Source organism: Pseudomonas berkeleyensis (genome assembly GCF_014109765.1).
GTDB lineage: Bacteria > Pseudomonadota > Gammaproteobacteria > Pseudomonadales > Pseudomonadaceae > Aquipseudomonas > Aquipseudomonas berkeleyensis.
In genome coordinates this window covers 2,471,057-2,492,902 of record NZ_CP059139.1, presented here as the reverse complement: position 1 = coordinate 2,492,902, position 21,846 = coordinate 2,471,057, and the positions used below count along the sequence as shown (strand labels likewise).

Sequence of the window (21,846 nt, the reverse complement as noted above, 5' to 3'; positions counted from 1 at the left end):
TTTGCATGACCAGTCCGATTACCCTTGAGGACAGCGACCAGGACGTCGCCCCAGCGCTACACCCCGCCGCCGTTCTCAGCACTGACGCCGAAGCCCTGCAGGCCGCACATGCCCTGGCAGAAGCGGCGCAGACAGAAGTCATCCTGCGCGACCGCGAACGCCGCCTGCCCTGGGAGCTGGTGGAACGGTTCACCGCCAGCGGCCTTGGCAGTATCGCCGTGCCGCGCGCCTTCGGTGGCCCGCAGCTATCCTACGTGACCATCGCCGAGGTGTTTCGCATCATCTCCGCGGTCGACCCGGCCCTGGGGCAGATTCCGCAGAACCAGTTCGGCCTCCTCGGCCTGTTGCAGGCCGGCGCCAGCCCCGAGCAACAAGGGCGCCTGTTCGCCAGCGTGCTGGCCGGCTGGCGTATCGGCAACGGCGGCCCCGAACGGGGCAGCAAGCACACCCTGGACATCCAGGCGCGCCTGGTGAAACGCGACGGCCGCTGGTTATTCAGCGGCGAGAAGTTCTACTCCACTGGCGCCCTCTTCGCCCACTGGATCGCCAGCAAGGCGCTGGACGAACAGGGCCGGCCGTGGCTGGCCTTCATCCAGCGCGGGCGCGCCGGATTGCGCATCGTCAACGACTGGTCCGGCTTCGGTCAGCGCACCACCGCCAGCGGCACCGTACTGCTCAACGAGGTGGAGGTCGACGAGAACAACCTGATTCCACTCTGGCCGCTGGCCGACAAACCGAGCATCCAGGGCGCCTTCTCGCAACTGATCCAGGCCGCGATCGACCTCGGCATCGCCGATGGCGCCCTGCGTGATGCCGTCGCCTTCGTCCGCGACAAGGCACGGCCGTGGCTCGATGCAAAGGTCGAGCGTGCCGGTGACGACCTCTATGTGATCGCCGATGTTGGCCGCCTGCAGATCGAACTGCACGCCGCCGAAGCGCTGCTGCACAAGGCCGGGCGCGTGCTCGACGAAGTCGCCGCCGCCCCCATCGATGCCGACGCCGCCGCCCGTGCCTCCATCGCGGTGGCCGAAGCCAAGGCGCTCACCACCGAGATCTCGCTGACTGCCAGCGAGAAGCTGCTGGAACTGGCCGGCAGCCGCGCCACCCTGGCCGAGTTCGGCCTCGACCGCCACTGGCGCAACGCGCGCACCCACACCCTGCACGACCCAGTGCGCTGGAAGTACCACGCCGTCGGCGCCTGGCACCTGAACCAACGTCACCCTGCCCGCCATTCCTGGATCTGAGCCATGAACGCACCGCTGACCAATACGGTGGCGCTGATTCGCAGCGACGCCGAAGCCCTCGGCGTGGCCGAAGCCCTGGCCCAGGTACTGAGCCCTGGCAGCGCCGAACGCGACCGCGAACGGCGCCTGCCACACAGCGAGCTGGAACTGTTCAGCCACTCCGGCCTGTGGGCCATCAGCGTGCCCAAGGCCTTTGGTGGCGCGGGTGTCTCCAGCATCACCCTGGCCAAGGTCATCGCCCGTATAGCCCAGGCCGATGCCTCGCTCGGGCAGATTCCGCAAAACCACTTCTATGCCCTGGAAGTGCTACGCATCAACGGCAGCGAAGCACAGCAACATCGCCTCTACGGCGAAGTGCTGGCCGGCAAGCGCTACGGCAATGCCCTGGCCGAACTCGGCACCAAGACGGCGCTGGATCGCAACACGCGGCTGAGCCGCGATGGCGAGCACTATCGCGTCAACGGGCGCAAGTTCTACGCCACCGGTGCGCTCTATGCGCAGCGTATTCCTACCCTCGCGGTGGACGATGAGGGCCGCGGCCAACTGGCCTTCATCCCGCGTCAGGCGGCCGGCCTGCAAGTGATCGATGACTGGAGCGGCTTCGGCCAGCGCACCACCGGCAGTGGTTCGGTGGTACTCGACAACGTGCCGGTGGACGCCGACGACGTGGTGCCGTTTCAGAGCGCCTTCGACCGTCCGACCACCGTCGGCCCTTTCGCCCAGTTGTTGCATGCGGCCATCGACACGGGCATCGCCCGTGCGGCCTACGAAGACCTGCTGCAGTTCGTCCGTCACAAGTCGCGCCCATGGATCGACGCCGGCATCGACAAGGCCAGCGACGATCCACTGACCCAGCAGGAAATCGGCCGTCTGGTGATTCGCCTGCACGCCAGCGAAGCGCTGCTGGAGCGTGCAGGCGAATTCGTCGACCGCGCCCAGGCTGCGCCAGATGAACACAGCGTCGCCGCGGCCTCGATCGCCGTGGCCGAAGCGCGCGCCATCAGCACCGAAGTCTCGCTGCTGGTTTCCAGCAAGCTGCTGGAGCTGTCCGGCAGCCGCGCCACCCTGGCCGAATTCGGCCTCGACCGTCACTGGCGCAACGCGCGCACCCACACCCTGCACGACCCGGTGCGCTGGAAGTATCACGCCATCGGCGATTACGTGCTCAACGAGCGACTACCACCGCGCCGGGGGACGATCTGATGGCCAGGGAAATCCTCCTCAACGCCTTCAACATGAACTGCATCGGGCATATCCATCACGGCCTGTGGACGCACCCGCGCGACCGCTCGACGAACTTCAACCAGTTGAGCTACTGGACGGAACTGGCCCAGTTGCTCGAACGCGGGCTGTTCGACGGCCTGTTCATCGCCGATATCCTTGGTGTCTACGACGTCTACCAGAACGGAATCGACCTGCCGTTGCAGGAGGCCATCCAGCTGCCGGTCAACGACCCGCTGCTGCTGGTCTCGGCCATGGCCGGCGTGACCCGGCACCTGGGGTTCGGCGTGACCGCCAACCTCAGCTACGAGGCGCCCTACCCATTCGCCCGACGCCTATCGACCCTCGACCATCTCACTCAAGGGCGCATCGGCTGGAACATCGTCACCGGCTATCTGGACAGCGCGGCCAAGGCCATGGGCCAGCCACAGCAGGTCGAGCACGACCGTCGTTACGACCAGGCCGACGAGTACCTGGAAGTGCTCTACAAGCTGCTCGAAGGCAGTTGGCAGGACGATGCCGTGCTGGCTGACCGCGAGCGACGCGTCTACGCCCAGCCCGGCAAGGTGCACAAGGTGCATCACCAGGGCGAGTTCTATCAGGTCGAGGGCTATCACCTCAGCCAGCCGTCGCCGCAGCGCACGCCGTTGTTGTTCCAGGCCGGCTCATCTACACGCGGCCTGCGCTTCGCTGGCGAGCATGCCGAGTGCGTGTTCATCGGCGGCAACGAGCATGCGGCAGTACGCGCCCAGGTCGACAAAGTGCGCGCCAGCGCCGTGGCGGCCGGACGCGCGGCCGAGGGCATCAAGGTGTTCATGGGCATCGCCGTGATCGTCGCGCCGACCGAAGCCGAGGCCCGCGACAAGCACGCCGAGTACCTGCGCTACGCCAGCCCGGAGGCCGGCATCGCGCATTTTTCCAGTTCCACCGGTATCGACCTGGCCGCCTTCGACCTGGATGAGCCGATCCACGCACGCAAGACCAACGCCATCGAGTCGGTGGTCAAGACCTTCAGTGGCTGGACCAAACGCCGCCTGCTGCAGCAGCACGCCCTCGGCGGCCGCTACCCGCTGGTGGTCGGCTCGCCGGAGCAAGTGGCCGAACAACTGATCGCCTGGATCGACGCCACCGGCCTGGACGGCTTCAACCTGACACGCATCGTCACCCCGGAAAGTTACGCCGACTTCATCGACCTGGTGATTCCCGAGCTGCAACGCCGTGGCCGCTACAAGACCGCCTACGCAGACGGCGCCCTGCGCCACAAGCTGTTCGGCCAGGGCCCGCGTCTGCCGTCCGAGCATCCCGGTGCCGCCTGGCGCGACCCCGCCCGCCTGGAGCACCAGCACAGCATCACCCACGAACTGCGAGGCCTCAGCAGCAACGCGCTGAGCCTGCTCTGAACCCCTACAAGGAGGCCATCATGCTCAAGACCCTGAAAACCCTGACCCTCGGCACCCTGCTCGCCGCCAGCACCCTGGCCCAGGCCGAGCCGGCCCTGAAACTCGGCACCACCGCCGCTTTCGCGCCACCGCTGGAAGTGGCCGTGGCCGAGGCAAAGAAACAAGGGCTGGAAGTCGAACTGATCGAGTTCACCGACTGGATCGCGCCCAACGTCAGCCTGGCCAATGGCGACATCGACGTGAACTACTTCCAGCACATTCCCTTCCTGGAAAACGCCAAGTCCGAAGGTGGCTACGACCTGGTGCCAGTGGCGCGCGGCGTGCTCAACAACGTCGGCCTGTACTCGAAGAAGCACAAGGACTTCTCCACCCTGCCGGACGGCGCCAAGGTGGCCATCGCCAACGACCCGATCAATGGCGGGCGTGGCCTGCAACTGCTGCGCAAGGCCGGGCTGATCGAGCTCAAGCCGGACGTCGGCTACAAGGCCACCCTGGACGACATCACCGCCAACCCGAAGAACATCCGCATCATCGAGCTGGAAGCCGTGCAACTGGTGCGTGCCCTGGATGAAGTGGACGTGGCCCAGGGCTACCCACACTACATCCGCCTGGCCGGCACCCATGACCCGGAGTCGGCGCTGCTGTTCGACGGCCTGGACAACCCTGAATACATCATCCAGTTCGTCGCCCAGCCGGCCAAGGCCCAGGACGCCCGCCTGCTCAAGTTCATCGACATCTACCAGCACTCGCCGGCCGTGCGCGCGGCGCTGGACAAGGCCCACGGCAAGCTCTACCAGCCAGGCTGGGAAAGCTGACATGAGCGGTTTCGACCCACATCTGCAGCAAGCCGCACAGGCCAGCCAGGCCGTCGACACGCACCTGCGCTTCGACAATCTGGGCAAGGCCTACGACGGTGCCAATGGCCCGGTGCAGGCGCTGCGCGATATCGACCTGGCGATCTCGCGTGGCGAAGTGTTCGGCATCATCGGCCGCAGCGGCGCGGGCAAGTCCTCGCTGCTGCGCACCATCAACCGCCTGGAGCAGCCCAGCAGCGGCCGCGTGCTGATCGACGGTATCGACATCGCGCAGTATGACGAAGATCAGCTGGTCGCCCTGCGTCGGCGCATCGGCATGATTTTCCAGCACTTCAACCTGATGTCGGCCAAGACCGTGTGGCAGAACGTCGAGCTGCCACTGAAGGTCGCCGGTGTACCGCGCGAAGCACGCCAGCGCAAGGTGCGCGAACTGCTCGAACTGGTCGGCCTGCAGGACAAGCACGCGGCCTATCCGGCGCAGCTTTCCGGCGGGCAGAAACAACGCGTGGGAATCGCCCGCGCCCTGGTGCATGACCCGCAGATATTGCTCTGTGACGAAGCCACCAGCGCGCTCGACCCGGAAACCACCCAGTCGATCCTCGGCCTGCTGCGTGAGATCAACCAGCGCCTGAACCTGACCGTGGTGCTGATCACCCACGAAATGACGGTGATCCGCGAAATCTGCGACCGCGTGGTAGTGCTGGAACAAGGCGAAGTGGTCGAGCAAGGGCCGGTGTGGCGCGTCTTCGGCGCACCACGCCACGACGTGACGCGCACCCTGCTCGCGCCGCTGCAGCATGCCCTGCCGGCACGCCTGCAAGCGCGTCTGCGCAGCGAACATGAACAGGCTGACGACGAGCTGATACTGCGCCTGCACTTCACTGGTAGCGGCCTGGAGCCTGACCTGCCCGCCATCGGCGCGGCACTCGGCGGCCGGGTGAAACTGCTCGACGCCAGCCTCGAGCAGATCCAGGGCCATGCGGTAGGCCACCTGATCCTCGCCGTCGGCCAATCGCCGTTCGCTCACCCCACCCTGCTCGACAACGCACGGCCACTGGCCGATCACCTGGAGGTACTGGGTTATGTCGCTGCTGCTTGATCGCCTCTGGCAAGGTTTGCTCGACACCATGCTGATGGTCGGCGTGTCATCGTTGCTGGCACTGCTGGCCGGTATCCCGCTGGCGGTGTTTCTGGTCACCAGCAGCAAGGGCGGCATCTTCGAGGCGCCACGGCTGAACCAGGTGCTGGGCGCCATCGTCAACCTGTTCCGCTCGATCCCTTTTCTGATCCTGATGGTGGCGCTGATTCCCTTCACCCGCCTGATCGTCGGCACCACCTACGGTGTCTGGGCGGCGGTGGTGCCGCTGACCATCGCCGCCACGCCGTTCTTCGCACGCATTGCCGAGGTCAGCCTGCGCGAGGTCGACCACGGCCTGATCGAAGCCGCCCAGGCCATGGGCTGCCGGCGCTGGCACATCGTCTGGCACGTGCTGCTGCCCGAGGCCCTGCCGGGCATCGTCGGCGGTTTCACCATCACCCTGGTGACCATGATCAATTCCTCGGCCATGGCCGGCGCCATCGGTGCGGGCGGTCTCGGCGACCTGGCCTACCGCTACGGTTACCAGCGTTTCGACAGCCAGGTGATGCTCACCGTGATCGTCGCCCTGGTGGTGCTGGTCAGCCTGATCCAGTTCAGCGGCGACCGCCTGGCCAAGCGCCTCAACCACCGCACCTGATCTTTCACCCAATCCACAATACGCATCGGAGATGCAATGAAAAAACGTAGTCTGCTCACTCTGAGCATTGCCTTGATCACCACCTGCTCCAGCGCCCTCGCCGGCCCCATTCTCGACCGTGTGCAGCAGCGCGGCGAAGTGGTGGGCGTACTGATGGAAAACTACCCGCCCTTCTCCTTTCTCAACGAGCAGAACCAGCTCGATGGTTTCGACGTGGACATCGCCAAGGCCGTAGCCGAGCGCCTGGGCGTGAAGCTGCGTCTGGAAACGCCGTCCTGGGACGTGATCGCTGCCGGCCGTTGGGGCGGTCGCTATGACGTGTGCATCTGCTCCATGACGCCGAGCCAGGCACGCGCCGAGGTCTTCAATTTTCCGCTCAACTACTACGCCTCGCCCGCTGTCATCGTGGTCAACGCCAAGGATGAGCGCATCCACAGCGGCAAGGATCTGAACGGCAAGAAGGTCGGCGTGATCACTGCATCCACCTACGAGAGCTACCTGCGCAAGGATCTGGTGATCGAAGGTGCCGAAGACCAGAAGATCGACTACCCCTTCGACCAGGTGCAGATCGCGCCCTACGACAACGAGACCGTTGCCTTCCAGGATCTCGCCCTCGGTGCTGGCGTGCGCCTGGACGCCATGGTCACCAACCTGGTGACCGCCAAGGAGCGCATCGCTGCCGATCCCCGCTTCAAGGTGACCGGCGAGGTGTTGTATGCCGAACCCAATGCCGTGGCCACCGAGAAAGGTGATGCGGAATGGGACGCCAAGTTGGTCGAGATATTCGCAGCACTCAAACAGGACGGCACCCTGGCGAAGATCTCGCAAAAATGGATCGGTGCCGATATCAGCCAATGACCGCCTTCCCTCAACCACCCCGCCCGCCGCGCCTCGCGGCGGGCATCCTGTCCGCTCTGCCACGTTTCTTCGGTTTTCGCGTACGCCTGTACCTGACCTGGGCCGTGTTGCTGGCCCTGTGCGTCGCGTTCTTCCTGACCTTCGATCTGAAGTTCTCGGTGATCGTCGACAAGTGGCCAAACCTGGTGGGCATCAAGCTGGGGCCCAACGGTTTCCTCCAGGGCGCCGCATTGACCCTGTTTCTCAGCGTCTGCTCGATCGTCGTGTCAGTACTGCTGGGCTTTCTCGCCGCGCTGGCACGCCTGTCATCCAGCGCCGTGGCTTTCGGTATCGCGACCTTCTATGCCTCGTTCTTCCGTGGCACACCGCTGTTGATCCAGATCCTGCTGATCTACCTCGGTCTGCCGCAAATAGGCCTGGTACCCGGGGCGATCACGGCAGGCATCCTGGCCCTGTCACTGAACTACGGCGCCTACCTGAGCGAGATCTTCCGCGCCGGCATCCTCGGTGTCGCCCGCGGCCAACGCGAGGCCGCGTTGGCACTGGGCATGCGGCGCAGCGTGATCTTCTGGCGCATCGTACTACCCCAGGCCATGCGCACCATCCTGCCGCCCACTACCAACCAGTTCATCTCCATGCTCAAGGACTCCTCGCTGGTCTCGGTGATGGGGGTCTGGGAAATCATGTTCCTGGCCCAGTCCTACGGGCGTTCGTCGTACCGCTACATCGAGCTGCTGACCACCGCCGCCGTCATCTACTGGCTGCTGTCGATTGGCCTGGAACTGATCCAGGCCCGGCTGGAGCGGCACTACGGCAAGGGCTTCCAGGAGCGGCGCTAGTTTTGTACCAGCCACCGAGTGCCGCGCAGACGTAGGGCGCGCCGTGCGCACCAGGCCAGCACCGCGGTATTTCCGGTGCGCACAGCGCACCCTACCCGGAGCACCAGAGCAGCCGCGACCTCCGCAGCCGGCAGCACGGCGTTGCCGGCCCGCACCATAATTGATCAATAGAGAGTTTTCATGTCCGATCCAACTCCCCTGCTCTTCGGCCTCTACGAACAAGCCAGCGTCGGCTGTGGCGGCGCGCCCAGCCTGTGGACGCATCCGGCCGACGAACGCCTGGGCATCAACACCCTGAAATTCTGGTCGAACCAGGCACGCATCGCCGAACAGGCCAACCTCGACCTGTTCTTCTTCGCCGATGTGCTGGGCCTCTATGACGTGCATGGCGGTAATCACGACGCCGCGCTGAAATGGGCCGTGGAGGCGCCCGCCAATGACCCACTGCTGCACATCCCGGCCTTGGCCACGCTGACCGAACACCTCGCCTTCGGTGCGACGGTCAGCACCACCTACGAACACCCGTTCAGCCACGCACGGCGCTTCAGCACACTGGATCACCTGAGCGGCGGGCGCATCGGCTGGAACATCGTCACCTCCTACCTGACCAGCGCCGCGCGCAACTTCGGGCTGGATCGGATGATCCGCCACGATGACCGTTACGAGCGCGCCGAAGAGTTCATGGACGTGGTCTACAAGCTCTGGGAAGGCAGTTGGGCCGATGATGCCGTGGTCGCTGACAAGGCCAGGCAGCTTTACGCCCGTGGCGAGCGGGTACGCCCGATCAACCACGAAGGTGCTCACTACCGGGTCGCCGGGCCGCACCTGACGGCGCCCTCGCCACAACGCAGCCCACTGCTGATCCAGGCTGGCTGGTCGGGCCGCGGCCGGCAGTTCGCCGCCAAGCATGCCGAGCTGATCTTCACCGCCAAGTCAGACCCGCTGGAGATCCGCGCCGGCCTCGATGACATCGCCCGCCAGGCGGTGGCCAACGGCCGCGCCGCCGATGACGTGAAGTCGCTTACCGTATTGCGGATCGTCACCGCGCCCACGGCCATCGAGGCGCAGCGCAAATACGATCAGTTGCAGAGCAACTATCACCTGCAGGCGCAACTGGTCAGCTACGCCGGCGACACCGGCATCGATATCGACCGCTACGCCGACAACGAGCCGCTGACCACCCATACCGAAGGCATGACCTCCTACGTGATGCGTCCCGATGGTAGCGGCAAGCCGCTGACCGCTGGCGATGTGCGTCAGCGCTTCGCCAGGGTCACCCGCGGCAGCGACCTGATTCTGGTCGGCACACCGGCCCAGGTTGCCGAGAAGATCGAGGAACACGCGCGGGTTTCCGGCACCACCGGCTACATGCTCAACCCGCTGATCAGCCCCGGCACGCTGAGCGACTTCGCCGAACTGGTGGTACCCGAGTTGCAGAAACGTGGGCTCTACCGAACCGCAGCGCAAAGCGGCACCTTGCGCTCACGGCTGCGGGGTGACAGAGCCGATCATCTGCCAGGCAATGCTTACGGTGCTCGCTTCAGGTTCACTCAGAACTGATTGCCCGAACGAAGAAAAACCCGCCCAGCTTGCGCCGAGCGGGTTTCAACGATGATCCAACGACAGGTGGCACCGCACGATGATTGATTGCTTGGCGTGTTGCTCGAGAGTGGAGCTCAACGCAATCGCGGCACGCTAAAAACCGAGTGCTAACCCTGCACGCAACCCCACTCAACCCGATTGCGCCCCTGCGCCTTGCCCCGGTACAACGCGACATCCGCCTGCTGCAGGCACTCATCGAACACCTGCGCGCTGGTGAATTCATCCGCAACGCCAATGGTCGCCGTGCAGCGAATCGGCTGCTTCACGCCAATGCCGGACACTTCGCAGTGTTCAATCGCCGCCCGCGTACGCTCCGCCAGTTGCAGCACACCGGCCCTGTCCGTATCCAGGGCGATGATCACGAACTCTTCACCGCCCAACCGGCAGATCAGATCGCCCTGTCGGGCGGTGGCCTTGAGGACGTCGGCAACACGCATCAGGACGAGGTCGCCGACGTTATGGCCATGGGTGTCGTTGATGCTCTTGAAGTGGTCGATATCCACGATCAGCAGGTAGGCCGGCCCGGCCGTGCGCGAGCGGAAGTGCGCCTCCAGGGCATCCATCAACCCGCGCCGGTTCAGCAGGCGGGTCAGCGGGTCATGGGCCGCCAGGCTGCGCAGTTCATCAGTAAGGCGGCGCAGCACCAACCATACCGCGCAAGGCGGCAGCACGGTCGCCAGGAACGACATGTAGATGTAGAAGATCTTCTGGAAGCCGCTGCTCATGTCGATGGCAGCCAGGCCGTCATCGAGGATCAGGGCGAATTTCGCGGCGTTGAGTATGCAGATGCCAACGATCAGCACGGCGAACACCATCATTTCCACGCTCAGATCCCTGGCGTAGCTGCGGCTGCCATGCAGCGCCACCACGGTCATGCTCAGAAAAAGAAGCGCACAAATGGCTGCCAGTAACGCATGACGGGCCTCGTTTCCAAACAACGACTGCACCAATATCTGCAGCACCGTGTAGCTCGTGGCAAGTACGAGCAGTGGCTGCAAAACGGTGGTTGGTCGGTCAAAAAAACGCATGGCTCCGAGAACATAAGCAACGGGAGCACAGAGTGTCAGTGTATGGCTGGCGACACTTATGATCCCCCACTCCATCGCGTCGTTGAGCAGTTGCAGGATATAAGCGAGCCCGAGCAGCAGGTTGCCCAGGGCGAAGACTTCCATGCCCATTTTCTTGTCGTTCAGCCGGGTGCTGATCAGCAGGAACATCACGCAAAAACACAATAGATGCACGCAGAGCATGCCGAGAATAACGGTGGTGGTCATGGGATTCGCGTAAGTGGGAGGGACAGCAATAGCAGTCTTGCAAGAACGATTGATGGAGACGCCCGCAGTACCGAATCCCTTCGGCGCTCCTCGTGTATCGGCATGGCAATTTAATACTGCAGACCCTAGTCACAGAAAACTGAGGAAACAATGAACTGGGGATATGGGGCGATGGTGGCTGGTTTTCGATTGGCTGCAGTTTTTTGCTGGTTCCAGAGCATTCGCGGACAAGTCCGCACCCACAATGGACTGGCCGCGTTCGGCAGATAAAGATGAATCGGCCTAGGCAAAAAGAAACCCGCGCGGTGCTGTCCGGGCGGGTTTGCTTTTGTGCTGTGCCTACCGTGGCAACTTACCTGTTCACTCGATCTGCGCCCCCGACTCCTTGGCCACCTTGCCCCAGCGCACCCGGTCTTCACGGATGATGCGGGCGAACTCTTCGGGGGTGGTGTATTCCACGGTGATGCCGTTCTGGCCGAAGCGCTCGGCGGTCTGCTCGGATTTGGCGATGGTGCCGATCTCCTGGTTCAGACGCTCGACGATGGCCGGCGGCGTCTTGGCCGGTAGGACGATGCCGAACCAGCCGGAGGTTTCCAGCCCCGGCAGGCCTGCTTCGGCGGCGGTCGGAACATCCGGCAGCAGCGGCGAGCGCTGGGCGCTGGTCAGGGCCAGGCCGCGAACTTTGCCGCCCTGGATCTGCGGCGCGAGGATGGTCAGGGTGTCTACCGCCACATCCACTTCCCCCCCAAGCAAGGCGGTCACGGCCGGCGCGCTGCCCTTGTAGGGCACGTGCAGCAGGTCGATACCGGCCAGGCTCTTGAACAACTCACCGGACAGGTGGCATAGCGTGCCGTTGCCGCAGGAGGAATAGCTGATCGCCCCCGGCTTGGCTTTGGCAGCGGCGATCAGACCTTGCAGGTCGGTCACATCCAGATTGCCGTTGACGGCGATGACGTTGGGAATCGACGCCACCACCGAGACCGGGGCGAAGGATGTTTCCGGATCGAAGCGCAGGTTATCGGCCAGGTTCGGCAGGATGGTCAGTTGCCCGGCGGTGGCCAGCGACAGGGTGTAGCCATCCGGCTTGGCCTTGGCCGCAGCCTCGGCGGCGATGGCGGTACCGGCGCCCGGTTTATTGTCCACCACCACCGGCTGGCCGAGGGCGCTGGACAGCTGGTCGGCATAGTAGCGACCGATGGTGTCGGCACCGCCACCGGGCGGGAACGGAATGATCAGGGTCAGCGGTTTGCTCGGCCAGGCGGCTTCGGCCTGGGCCAGCACCGGCGATAGGGCCAGGCCAGCGAGCAGTAGGCCGGCACCGAGTTTACGTAGCGTGAAACGGGACATGGGCAGCTCCTTGCGCTCAGTCGAAGGTGATATGGGATTGCTTGACCACCTCGGCGTACTTGGCCGAGTCACTGGCGATCTGCTCGGCGAAGACCTGTGGGGTCGACGGCCAGGCAGTCAGGCCCTGAGCCGCCAGTTTTTCCTGCACGGCCTTGGAGGCGGCGGCCTTGGCGATCTCGTCGTTGAGCCGTTCGATCACCGCAGCCGGGGTGGCGGCTGGCGCGCTGAGACCGAACCAGGAAGTGACTTCGAAACCGGGGTAACCCAGTTCGGCGACGGTAGGCACTTCAGGCAACAGCGGCGAGCGTTCGCGTGAGGCGATGGCCAGGCCCTTGAGTTTGCCGGCCTGAATCTGCGGCGCGAGGATGGTCAGGGTGTCCACCGCCAGGTCAACGTTGCCGCCTAGCACCGCGCTCACTGCTGGAGCACTGCCCTTGAACGGCACGTGCAGCAGGTCGGTGCCGGTGGTCAGGCGCAGGTATTCGCCGACCAGGTGGACGATGGTGCCGCTGCCGCTGGAGGAGTAGGACAGCTCGCCCGGCTTGCTCTTGGCCAGGGCAACCAGCTCCGGCAGGGTCTTCACCGGCACCTTGTCATTGGCGGCAACCACCAGGCCGGTGTAGGCCAGCAGCGAGACCGGAGCAAAGGCGGTCTGCGGGTCGAACTTGAGGTTGTCGACGATATGCGGCAGCACGGTCAACTGGCCGGTGGGCACCAGCGACAGGGTATAGCCATCGGGCTTACTGGCGGCGACGAACTCGGCGGCGATGGCCGTGCCGGCGCCAGGTTTGTTGTCCACCAGCACGGTCTGGCCCAGCGACTGGGTGAGCGCGTCGGCGTAGATGCGCGCCACGGTATCGGCGGCGCCGCCCGGCGGGTACGGCACGACGATCTTCACGGCCTGGCTGGGCCAGTCAGCGGCACTGACGGCCAGGGACGCGGACAGCGTGGCCAGCGCCAGCAGGCGCTTGATAAAGGGTTTTGCAGACATCTTGTTGGTTTCCTTAGTGGTTCACGAGGGCAGAGAACGGCTATGTCCGGTTTGCTGACGTGCCTCTGTAGGAGCGGCTTCAGCCGCGAAATTCGCGGACAAGTCCGCTCCTACAGCTCAGGCTGCAATCGACTGGAGGCATAGCCTTGTAAAACCCTGACTGGCGTGAGCAGAACCGTTGGCGGCGCCGTGTTGCACGTATGTCCGGGGATGAAAGAAATCGCTCAGTTTTCTTCGCTGAAGGCCACCTGGCGCGTAGCCCGCAGACGCGGCAGGCACATGATCAGGATCAGCCCGACGGCGAGCAGCAGCAGGGTCAGGCTCAGCGGACGGGTGAAGAACACACTGGGGTCGCCACGTGACAACAACATGGCGCGGCGCAGGTTCTCCTCCATCATCGGCCCAAGGATGAAACCCAGCAGCAGTGGCGCCGGCTCGCAGCGCAGCTTGATCAGCAGGTAACCGAGCAGGCCGAAGGCCACGGTGAGCAGCACGTCGAACAGGCTGTTGTTGACGCTGTAGACGCCGATGCAACAGAACAGCAGGATCGCCGGATACAGCAGGCGGTATGGCACCGACAGCAGCTTCACCCAGATGCCCACCAAAGGCAGGTTGAGCACCAGCAGCAGGACGTTGCCCACCCACATGCTGACGATCAGCCCCCAGAACAACTCGGGGCGCTCGGTGATCACCTGCGGACCGGGCACGATGCCGTGGATCATCATGGCGCCGACCATCAGCGCCATCACCGCATTGGACGGCAGGCCCATCACCAGCAGCGGAATGAACGAGGTCTGCGCGCCGGCGTTGTTGGCCGACTCGGGGCCGGCGACGCCCTCGATGGCGCCCTTGCCGAAGCGCTCGGGCTCCTTGGCCAGGCGTTTTTCCACCATGTAGGAGGCAAACGCGCTGAGCATCGCCCCGCCACCTGGCAGGATGCCGAGCACCGAGCCGAGGCCGGCGCCACGCAGCACCGGTTTCCAGGCGCGGCGGTAGTCGTCGCGGTTGGGCAGGATACGTCCGATACGCTTGAGCAATGGCGTGCGCGACTCGTCGCGCTCCAGATTGGCGATGATCTCGCCGATGCCGAAAATGCCCATGGAGATGACCACGAAGTCGATACCGTCAGCCAGTTGCGGCAGGCCGAAGGTGAAGCGCTCCGCGCCGGAGTTCACATCCACCCCGACCAGCCCCAGCAATAGACCGAGCAGGGTCATGGCCAGCGCCTTGATCAAATCGCCCTGGGCCAGCACCACCGCAGCCACCAGGCCGAGCAACATCAGCGAGAAGTATTCCGCCGGGCCGAAACGCAGGGCGAATGCCGACAGTGGCGCAGACGCCGCCGCCACCAGCAGGATGGCCAGGCTGCCAGCGACGAAGGAGCCGATGGCGGCAATCCCCAGCGCTGCGCCCGCCCTGCCCTGGCGTGCCATGGCGTGGCCATCCAGACAGGTGACCACCGAAGACGATTCGCCGGGTAGGTTGACCAGGATCGCCGTGGTCGAACCGCCGTACTGGGCGCCGTAGTAGATGCCCGCGAGCATGATCAACGCCGCTGCTGGCGGCAGCCCGTAGGTGATCGGAAGCAGCATGGCGATGGTCGCCACCGGCCCCAGCCCCGGTAGTACGCCGACCAGGGTGCCGAGGGTGACGCCGATCAGGCAGTACAGCAGGTTCTGCCAGGTCAGCGCGGCGTCGATGCCGATGGCGAGGTTGGCCAAGAGATCCATCGAGCCTCCTCAGACCGGCAGCACGGGCAGTTGCAAACCCAGGCCCCAGGCGAATACCAGCCCACCGAAACCGGCGAGCGCCAGGCCCAGCGCAACCTGCTCGCCGAGACGTACCTGCGGCCTCGCGTAGCCGCTAAGCAGGGTCATCGCCAGGGTCGCCAGCAGCAAGCCCAGCACCGGCACCAACAAGGCGAAGGCCAACACACCGGCGGCGATGAACAGCGCCGGGCGCAACACGAACAGCGACTCCAGCGCATCACGCTCGACCAGGCGCCAGGACAGGCTGCGCAATACGATCACGGCACCGAGCAGCGTCAGCGCAACGCACACCAGCAAAGGGAAATAGCCCGCGCCCATGCGCATGGCGCTGCCCAGCGGATAGCTCAGGGCAATCGCCCCGCCGCCCAGGCCGAAAGCAATGAACAGCGCGCCGGCAATGGCATCGCGCGGGTCGCGGATTTGCAGGCCGGTACGGACGGCCGTGGAGGTTGTAGCAGATGACATCGGCGTCTCCGAGGCCCCGATTGCGGAGCCGGTTGTCACATTCGTGAAACCCGCTCCGTTGGTACGGTCGCAGAGAATTTGTTGCGGTGGGGCGGTTGGTCGATGACGAGTTACCAGCAGCTCGGGGCATTGCTCCAACCCTGTAGGAGCGGATTTATCCGCGAATTTCGCGGCTGAAGCCGCTCCTACGGTAACGATCGAACTCCCTGTGGGAGGCGCTTCAGCGGCGAGCTTTGCTGTCGCGGCTAAAGCCCCTCCCACGGATGTCCTGAAAATCCACTGCTCGCTCAGCCCTGTAGCCCGGATGAAATCCGGGAATACCTCTGGTGCAATATCCCCGGATTGCATCCGGGCTACGTCATCAACGCCCATCTCCCGCTTGCGGGAGAGGGGTTGGGCAGAGGGTAAAACTCGTCCCGCTGCCACCCTCGGTGCGCACAGCGCACCCTACGATCTGCGCTAACCCTGTAGGAACGGATTTATCCGCGAATTTCGCGGCTGAAGCCGCTCCTACAGATGGAATGAATCGCCCATCAGCCTTTCACCAATCCAAAAGCCGTCTTGCCCGCCAGCACCAGGGCACTGTCACGCTGCGGCGTATGCACACGACCGCACAACACGTTGCGGTAGTGCCGCTGCAGCGGATGATGCAGCGACAGACCGTGGTTACCGGTGAGTTCCAGCGCCTTCTCCACCACGCTCACCGCGTTCTCGGTCACCGCTACCTTGATCAGGCCCGCCTCCTGGCTGCTCAGCGCCTGACGGCTCAGAGCGTCCAGTTGCAGTCGGTTGGCCAGCAGCAGCCCTTCGATCTGGCCGACCACTTCCTGTACCCGCGGCAGGCTCGATAGCGGCGCACCGAGGCTGGCCGGTGTACGTTCGGCCAACCACTGCACCAGCCAGTCCCGTGCAGCACGAGCAGCGCCGTCGTAGATGGCGCCAAGCAGCGTGGCCATACCGCGGTTGAAATCAGCCAGAGCCGGCGCGTTGAGCGCAGGCGGCTGATCCGCCGGGTAGACGTCCACCGCATGTTCCAGCGGCAGCTGCACGTTCTCGAAGATCACTTCATGGCTGCCCGTCGCGCGCATGCCCAGGTGATCCCAGCTCTCGACGATGCGGATGCCAGGCGTATCGCGATGCACCAGCCAGGTACCCACCAACGGCACCGGATCGTCGCTACGCGCCCACACAGCCAGCCAGGTCAGACCCGGAATGCCGGTGGTGTAGAGCTTGTGGCCATCGAGAATCCAGCCATCGGCCTGGCGCCTGGCAACCGTTTGCGGCAGGCCGCCACGGGCCGGTGAACCCAGCTCGGGCTCGACACGCAGGCTGTTGATCAGCGCGCCCTCTTCCACCGCCTCGCGAATCACCCGGCGCTTGAGCGCCTCGGGCCAGTTGGGGTTGTCCGCCAGACGCCGGTGATACAGGTACTGCATGCACAGCACCAGCGCGGTGGATGGCTCGCCCTTGGCCACGGCGCCGACCACCCGGCGCAGTTGCGCCAGATCGGCCCCGCCGCCACCGGCACGCACGTCGCAGGCCAGGCCGAGCAGCCCGTACTGACGCAGCCGCGCCAGATTGCCATGGGGAAAGGCGCTGTCGCGGTCGAGTTGTTCGGCCCCCTCGCCCATTTCGCGGCTCAAGCGCTGCAGAAAAGTATCGTCGAGCAACGGTTGGCGTGGATGCTCGGCCAGGTGGTGCAGGCTCATGCCACTGCCGCCTGCTTCTGCCGCTCGGCCACTTTGGCACGGGTCAGCGGCAGCAGTTCGCGGCCGTATTCGATGGCATCCTCTACCGGATCGAAGCCACGAATCAGGAAGGTGGTGACGCCCAGGTCGTAGTAATCGAGGAAGGCGTCGGCCACCTGCTCCGGCGTGCCGACCAGCGCCGTGGAGTTGTGCGCGCCACCGACCACCTTGGCGATGCTGGTCCACAGGCGCTTGTCCACACGGTCGCCCTTGGCCACGGTTTCACGCAGGCGCTGGGCACCAACGCTCTCGGGCTTGTTCGGCAGCACCGCGCCGGAACGCTCCAGACGCTCGCGGGCGCGTTGCAGGATGTCGTCGGCCTTGGCCCAGGCGGCCTCTTCGGTCGCCGCGACGATGGGCCGGAACGACACGCTGAACTTCACCTCGCGGCCATGACGAGCAGCCTCGGCGCGCACCTTCTCGATGGTCTCGCGGGTCTGCTCCAGCGACTCACCCCACAGTGCATAGACATCGGCATGCTCGCCGGCAACCTTCACCGCAGCTGGCGACGATCCGCCGAAATAGATCGGCAGCTTCGACTGCTGCGGCTTGATCGCGGAGAAGGCCTTTTCCGCACGGTAATGCTCGCCCTCGTGGTCGAACGGCTCGGCGCTGTTCCACACCTGCTTGATCACCCGCAGGAATTCATCGGTGCGCGAATAGCGCTGGTCATGGTCGAGCCAGTCGCCGTCCTTGCGCTGCTCGGTGTCACTGCCGCCACTGATCACGTGCAGAGCCAGGCGGCCGTCGAGCAGGTGGTCGAGGCTGGCCAGCTTGCGCGCGGCCAGAGTCGGCGCAACGAAGCCGGGACGATGCGCCAGCAGGAAGTTGATGCGCGAGGTGGACAGCCCGGCCAACGCGGTGACCAGGAAGCCATCCGGCTGATCCGACCAGTGCCCGACCAGAAGACGGTCGAAGCCGGCTTCCTCGTGAACCTGGGCGCTGCGCACGATGAAGTTCTTGTCGAATACCGGGCCTTGCGGAGCGATGACTTCCGAAGACAGCCGATGGCCGATCATGCCGATGAATTGAATGCTCATTTGAGGCTCCCTGCCCTTACTCGAAGGACTTGCTGAACGAGGTGTCGACGATGCTGCTGGTGTCGAGCTTCTTCGCCAGCGCGCCGGTTTCCACAAGGAAGTCGGCAGTTTCCTGATAGTCGCGGGCGGCGCTCTCATCCACCGGGCCGACGGTCATGTTGGCGTGGCCGATCCAGTTGCGTGATACGGACTGGTCGAGGTTGGCCTTCTTCGCCCACAGGTCGGCGTAGGTTTCCTTGTTCGCCTCGACCCAGGCGCGGGCTTTCTGCAAGCGACCGAGGAAGTCGGCGATGGCAGCGCGCTTGGGCTCGATGGAGTCGGCGTTGGCGGCAATGCTCGACAGGCCGGGCATCAGGTCGCGGGCGGTGAGCAGCGGCTTGGCGCCGGAGAACAGCGTTTGCTGGGAGATATAGGGTTCCCACACCGGGAAGGCGTCGATGCTGCCACGCGGGAAGGCGGCGGCGGCGTCGATGGGCATCAGTTTGACGAACTCGACGTAGTCATGCGGCAGGCCGGCCTTTTCCAGCGCACGAAGGGTCAGTTGCTGGCTCCAGGCGCCAGGCCAGTAAGCGACCTTCTTGCCCTTGAGATCTTCGATGGACTTGGCGGTGGAGTCCTTGGGCACCAGCAGCGCGATGGTGTCCGGGTTCTGCCGCGACACGCCGATCAGCTTGACCGGCGCGCCCTTGGCAGCGAGGAAGATGAAGCCCGAGTCGCCGAGAAAGCCCAGGTCGACCGCACCGGCCTCCAGCGCTTCGGCCACCGGCGCAGCCGACTGGAAGTGCTTCCAGTCGACGGTGTACGGCGCGCCTTCGAGTACGCCGGAGGCCTCCACCGAAGCGCGCACGTTGTAGTAGTTCTGATCACCGATGCGCAGCACCGTCGGGTCGGCCGCCTGGGCCAGCGGTGCAGCGATGGCGAGGGCCGCGAGGCTACGGCGGAAAAGTCGAGTCAGGTTCATGAGGCAGTCTCCAAAGGTCAGCCGGCCCGGCGCTGTTGCAGGGTGGCGATGTGTTCACGGATTGCCGGGATCAAACCCCGGCCATAGCGTTCGGCGTCGTCCAGGGGGTCGAAGCCGCGAATCAGGAAGGTAGAAGCGCCGTGCTGCCAGTAGCGGCCGAGGGACTGCGCCACCTGCTCGGACGTGCCGACCAGGGCAGTGGAGTTCCACTGCGCGCCGGTCAGGCGGGCGACGCCCGTCCACAGGCGCTCGTCCAGCACTTCGCCGCGCTGGGCAGCGGCCAGCAGGCGCTGCGAACCGGCATTGGCCGGTGCGTGGTCATTGATCGGCAGGCCAAGGCGCGTGCGGTTGTCACGGATACGCTCGAGGATCTCGGCGGCGCGTTTCCAGGCCGCCTCCTCGGTGTCCGCCACGATCGGCCGGAACGACACCGACACCCGCGGGCTGCGCCCCTGCGCCTGGGCAGCGGCACGTACGCGCTGCACGTGCTCGGCGAAATCAGCGACCGGCTCGCCCCACAGCATGTAGGTGTCTGCGTGGCGTGCGGCAACGTCGATGGCCGCTGGCGAGGAGCCACTGAAGTAGATCGGGATATGCGGCTTCTGCTGGGTGCGCACGTTCGGCAGCGCGCCCTTGAAGCGGTAGTAGGTGCCGTCGTGATCGACCGGCGCATTGGCCGTCCAGATCGCCTTGAGGGCATTCAGGTATTCATCGGTGCGGGCGTAGCGCTGGTCGTGGTCGAGCCAGTCGCCATCGCGCTGCTGGTCGGCATCGCTGCCGCCACTGATGACGTTGAGCGCCAGGCGGCCATTGCTGAACTGATCCAGTGTCGCCAACTGGCGAGCGGCCAGCGGCGGCGCGATCACGCCCGGACGGTAGGCCAGCAGAATGCCAAGGCGCTCGGTGGCGGCGGCGATGAACGAGCTGACCACGGCGCCTTCGGCACCATTGGAGAAATAGCCGACCAGTGCGCGGTCGAAACCGGCCTGCTCGTGAGCCTGGGCGAAGCGGCGCACGAAGTCCGCATCCACCGCCTCGCCCAACGGCTGATCCACCTCGGCACTGGGGGTGGCGGTGATCATGCCGATGATTTCCACGCTCATGTCGCGCTCCTGTGTGGTTATGCCAATCGCCAGCACAAGAACGCGTTTTGCTTATAAGCAGACGTTATTGCCTAACGGATGCTTATAAGCTATCGACAAGTTTCGCAGGAGGGAAATTCATTTTAGTCATAACGTAATATGCAAATTGCGCACTTAATGATTTTTCATTTTGCGCGTTACGCATATTGATAGAGCAGGTGTTGCGTAGGCCGCGTACCGCCGTAGCCCGGATGCAATCCGGGAGCCCCGTGGCGGCAATCCCCGGATTTCATCCGGGCTACGGCCTCCCGCTGGGGCATGCCGCAACACCGGGCCTATGCATAGGCGAAGAACGCCAGCGCACAGCCCGTAGGGTGCGCCGTGCGCACCAAGACATTCGCCCCGATAACTCACCCACACCTGACAGCACTCTCTCCTGTCCAGGTGCCGGTGCGCACGGCGCACCCTACAGCTACAGGATCACGCTGCGCTGCCGCTTTCCCCCAGCCGCTCGGCGATCACTTCACCGAACAGGTCGACGGCGCCCTGCAGGTTGCCGACGAAGGCAGCACGCACCAGCCACAGGTCGATCACCGGTTTGAAGTCGCTGACGTTGAGCATTTCCAGGCGCTCGCGATGGCGGCTGCCTTCCAGCAACGGCGCCGGTACCAGGCCTAGGCCCATGCCATTGGCCACCAGGCCCAGTTGCAGATCGGTGCCGAAGATTTCCAGGTTCACCGACAAATTCAGTCCCTGCTCCGCCAGCGCCCGCTGCAGACCAGCGCGGAAACCGCAACCATCCGGATTGAGCACCCAGCCCCGTGCCTGGCACTCGGCCAGGCGGCAACTGCGTTTGCTGGCAAAGCCCTTGGGCGCCACCACTACCAGGTTCATGCGCGCCAGCGACTGCCCCACCAGGCCTTCGGGGAACACCTTGCCCGCCGGGAACAATGCCGCCACCGCATCCAGCTCACCGTTCTCCAGACGCTTGAGCAGCCCGCCGCCCCAGCCATTGGACACCTGCACCTGCAGATCCGGATAGGCGCCCTGCAGGCGCTGCAGCGCTTCCAGCAACAGCGTATCGCCCACCGTCTGTGGCACACCGAGGCGCAACGAGCCCGATGGCATCGCATCGCTGGCCACCAGATCGCGCAGGGCATCGACCTCGCGCTGCACCGAACGGCACTGTTCATACACTCGCAAACCGATGGGCGTCGGCTTGAGCGGCTTGGTGTTGCGATCGAGCAATTCCACACCCAGCGCTTCCTCGAAATTCTGCAGGCGCCGGGTAATAGCTGACTGGGTGAGTTGCAGCGATTCAGCCGCCTGGTTCAGCGACTGCAGGCGAATCACCGCGACGAAGGCATCGATGTCATCTATCTTCATTCTTAATTCGCATATTAGCTTATGAATAAATTGAATTTTTATGATTATAGCGAGCTTGCTACCTTAGC

Annotated in this window: 19 protein-coding genes; 9 read left to right on the top strand and 10 right to left on the bottom strand. The window is 64.7% G+C overall.

The annotated features are described in order from the left end of the window. The first annotated feature begins 5 nt into the window (after positions 1-5). The 9 genes from HS968_RS11575 (at position 6) to HS968_RS11535 (ending at position 9,673) form a co-directional block, all read left to right on the top strand. Positions 6-1,244, top strand: coding sequence for an SfnB family sulfur acquisition oxidoreductase (locus tag HS968_RS11575; protein ID WP_182371356.1), 1,239 nt, complete (start codon positions 6-8; stop codon positions 1,242-1,244). A gap of 3 nt (positions 1,245-1,247) precedes the next feature. Then, positions 1,248-2,447 carry an SfnB family sulfur acquisition oxidoreductase gene (locus HS968_RS11570; RefSeq protein WP_182371355.1) on the top strand — a complete coding sequence of 400 codons (1,200 nt, stop codon included), beginning with the start codon at positions 1,248-1,250 and terminating at the stop codon, positions 2,445-2,447. Continuing rightward, entirely contained in the window at positions 2,447-3,865 is a 1,419-nt protein-coding gene (locus tag HS968_RS11565) for an LLM class flavin-dependent oxidoreductase (protein WP_182371354.1), read from the top strand. Before HS968_RS11570 ends, HS968_RS11565 begins: the two co-directional genes overlap by 1 nt. A 20-nt stretch (positions 3,866-3,885) precedes the next feature. Then, the gene (locus tag HS968_RS11560) at positions 3,886-4,680 is read left to right on the top strand and encodes a MetQ/NlpA family ABC transporter substrate-binding protein (RefSeq protein WP_182371353.1); all 795 of its coding nucleotides are present in this window, start codon (positions 3,886-3,888) and stop codon (positions 4,678-4,680) included. Between the two features lies 1 nt (position 4,681). Then, complete coding sequence (locus HS968_RS11555) at positions 4,682-5,779, top strand: methionine ABC transporter ATP-binding protein (protein WP_182371352.1); 1,098 nt, start codon at positions 4,682-4,684, stop codon at positions 5,777-5,779. Further along, positions 5,763-6,416 (top strand): methionine ABC transporter permease, encoded by a 654-nt coding sequence (locus tag HS968_RS11550; RefSeq protein ID WP_182371351.1) that lies wholly within the window; start codon positions 5,763-5,765, stop codon positions 6,414-6,416. Before HS968_RS11555 ends, HS968_RS11550 begins: the two co-directional genes overlap by 17 nt. A gap of 36 nt (positions 6,417-6,452) precedes the next feature. Next, positions 6,453-7,274 (top strand): transporter substrate-binding domain-containing protein, encoded by an 822-nt coding sequence (locus HS968_RS11545; RefSeq protein ID WP_182371350.1) that lies wholly within the window; start codon positions 6,453-6,455, stop codon positions 7,272-7,274. Beyond that, complete coding sequence (locus HS968_RS11540; protein ID WP_182371349.1) at positions 7,271-8,113, top strand: amino acid ABC transporter permease; 843 nt, start codon at positions 7,271-7,273, stop codon at positions 8,111-8,113. The genes HS968_RS11545 and HS968_RS11540 overlap by 4 nt, the downstream gene beginning before the upstream one ends. A gap of 180 nt (positions 8,114-8,293) precedes the next feature. Continuing rightward, on the top strand, positions 8,294-9,673 hold the full coding sequence (locus tag HS968_RS11535; RefSeq protein ID WP_182371348.1) for an LLM class flavin-dependent oxidoreductase: 1,380 nt from the start codon (positions 8,294-8,296) through the stop codon (positions 9,671-9,673). A gap of 149 nt (positions 9,674-9,822) precedes the next feature. Here the strand turns inward: HS968_RS11535 and HS968_RS11530 are convergent, their stop codons facing one another. The 10 genes from HS968_RS11530 to HS968_RS11485 all read right to left on the bottom strand — a co-directional run bounded on the left by HS968_RS11530 (position 9,823) and on the right by HS968_RS11485 (position 21,778). Further along, positions 9,823-10,989, bottom strand: coding sequence for a GGDEF domain-containing protein (locus tag HS968_RS11530; RefSeq protein WP_182371347.1), 1,167 nt, complete (start codon positions 10,987-10,989; stop codon positions 9,823-9,825). Positions 10,990-11,349: 360 nt separating this feature from the next. Then, positions 11,350-12,336, bottom strand: a complete 987-nt coding sequence (locus tag HS968_RS11525; RefSeq protein ID WP_182371346.1) for a Bug family tripartite tricarboxylate transporter substrate binding protein — start codon at positions 12,334-12,336, stop codon at positions 11,350-11,352. A gap of 16 nt (positions 12,337-12,352) precedes the next feature. Next, on the bottom strand, positions 12,353-13,327 hold the full coding sequence (locus HS968_RS11520; RefSeq protein ID WP_182371345.1) for a Bug family tripartite tricarboxylate transporter substrate binding protein: 975 nt from the start codon (positions 13,325-13,327) through the stop codon (positions 12,353-12,355). 224 nt (positions 13,328-13,551) lie between these two features. After that, the gene (locus HS968_RS11515) at positions 13,552-15,057 is read right to left on the bottom strand and encodes a tripartite tricarboxylate transporter permease (protein ID WP_119691012.1); all 1,506 of its coding nucleotides are present in this window, start codon (positions 15,055-15,057) and stop codon (positions 13,552-13,554) included. A gap of 9 nt (positions 15,058-15,066) precedes the next feature. Then, complete coding sequence (locus tag HS968_RS11510; protein ID WP_182371344.1) at positions 15,067-15,561, bottom strand: tripartite tricarboxylate transporter TctB family protein; 495 nt, start codon at positions 15,559-15,561, stop codon at positions 15,067-15,069. 533 nt (positions 15,562-16,094) lie between these two features. Continuing rightward, on the bottom strand, positions 16,095-17,270 hold the full coding sequence (locus tag HS968_RS11505; protein ID WP_182371343.1) for an acyl-CoA dehydrogenase family protein: 1,176 nt from the start codon (positions 17,268-17,270) through the stop codon (positions 16,095-16,097). After that, a complete protein-coding gene (locus tag HS968_RS11500; RefSeq protein ID WP_182371342.1) occupies positions 17,267-18,349 on the bottom strand; it encodes an LLM class flavin-dependent oxidoreductase in 1,083 nt (360 codons plus the stop codon). Before HS968_RS11500 ends, HS968_RS11505 begins: the two co-directional genes overlap by 4 nt. Positions 18,350-18,365: 16 nt before the next feature. Further along, positions 18,366-19,310, bottom strand: a complete 945-nt coding sequence (locus HS968_RS11495; protein WP_182371341.1) for an ABC transporter substrate-binding protein — start codon at positions 19,308-19,310, stop codon at positions 18,366-18,368. A gap of 17 nt (positions 19,311-19,327) precedes the next feature. Beyond that, positions 19,328-20,392 (bottom strand): LLM class flavin-dependent oxidoreductase, encoded by a 1,065-nt coding sequence (locus HS968_RS11490; RefSeq protein WP_182371613.1) that lies wholly within the window; start codon positions 20,390-20,392, stop codon positions 19,328-19,330. A 480-nt stretch (positions 20,393-20,872) separates the two neighbouring features. Continuing rightward, the gene (locus HS968_RS11485; protein ID WP_182371340.1) at positions 20,873-21,778 is read right to left on the bottom strand and encodes a LysR family transcriptional regulator; all 906 of its coding nucleotides are present in this window, start codon (positions 21,776-21,778) and stop codon (positions 20,873-20,875) included. Between the last annotated feature and the right edge of the window lie 68 nt (positions 21,779-21,846).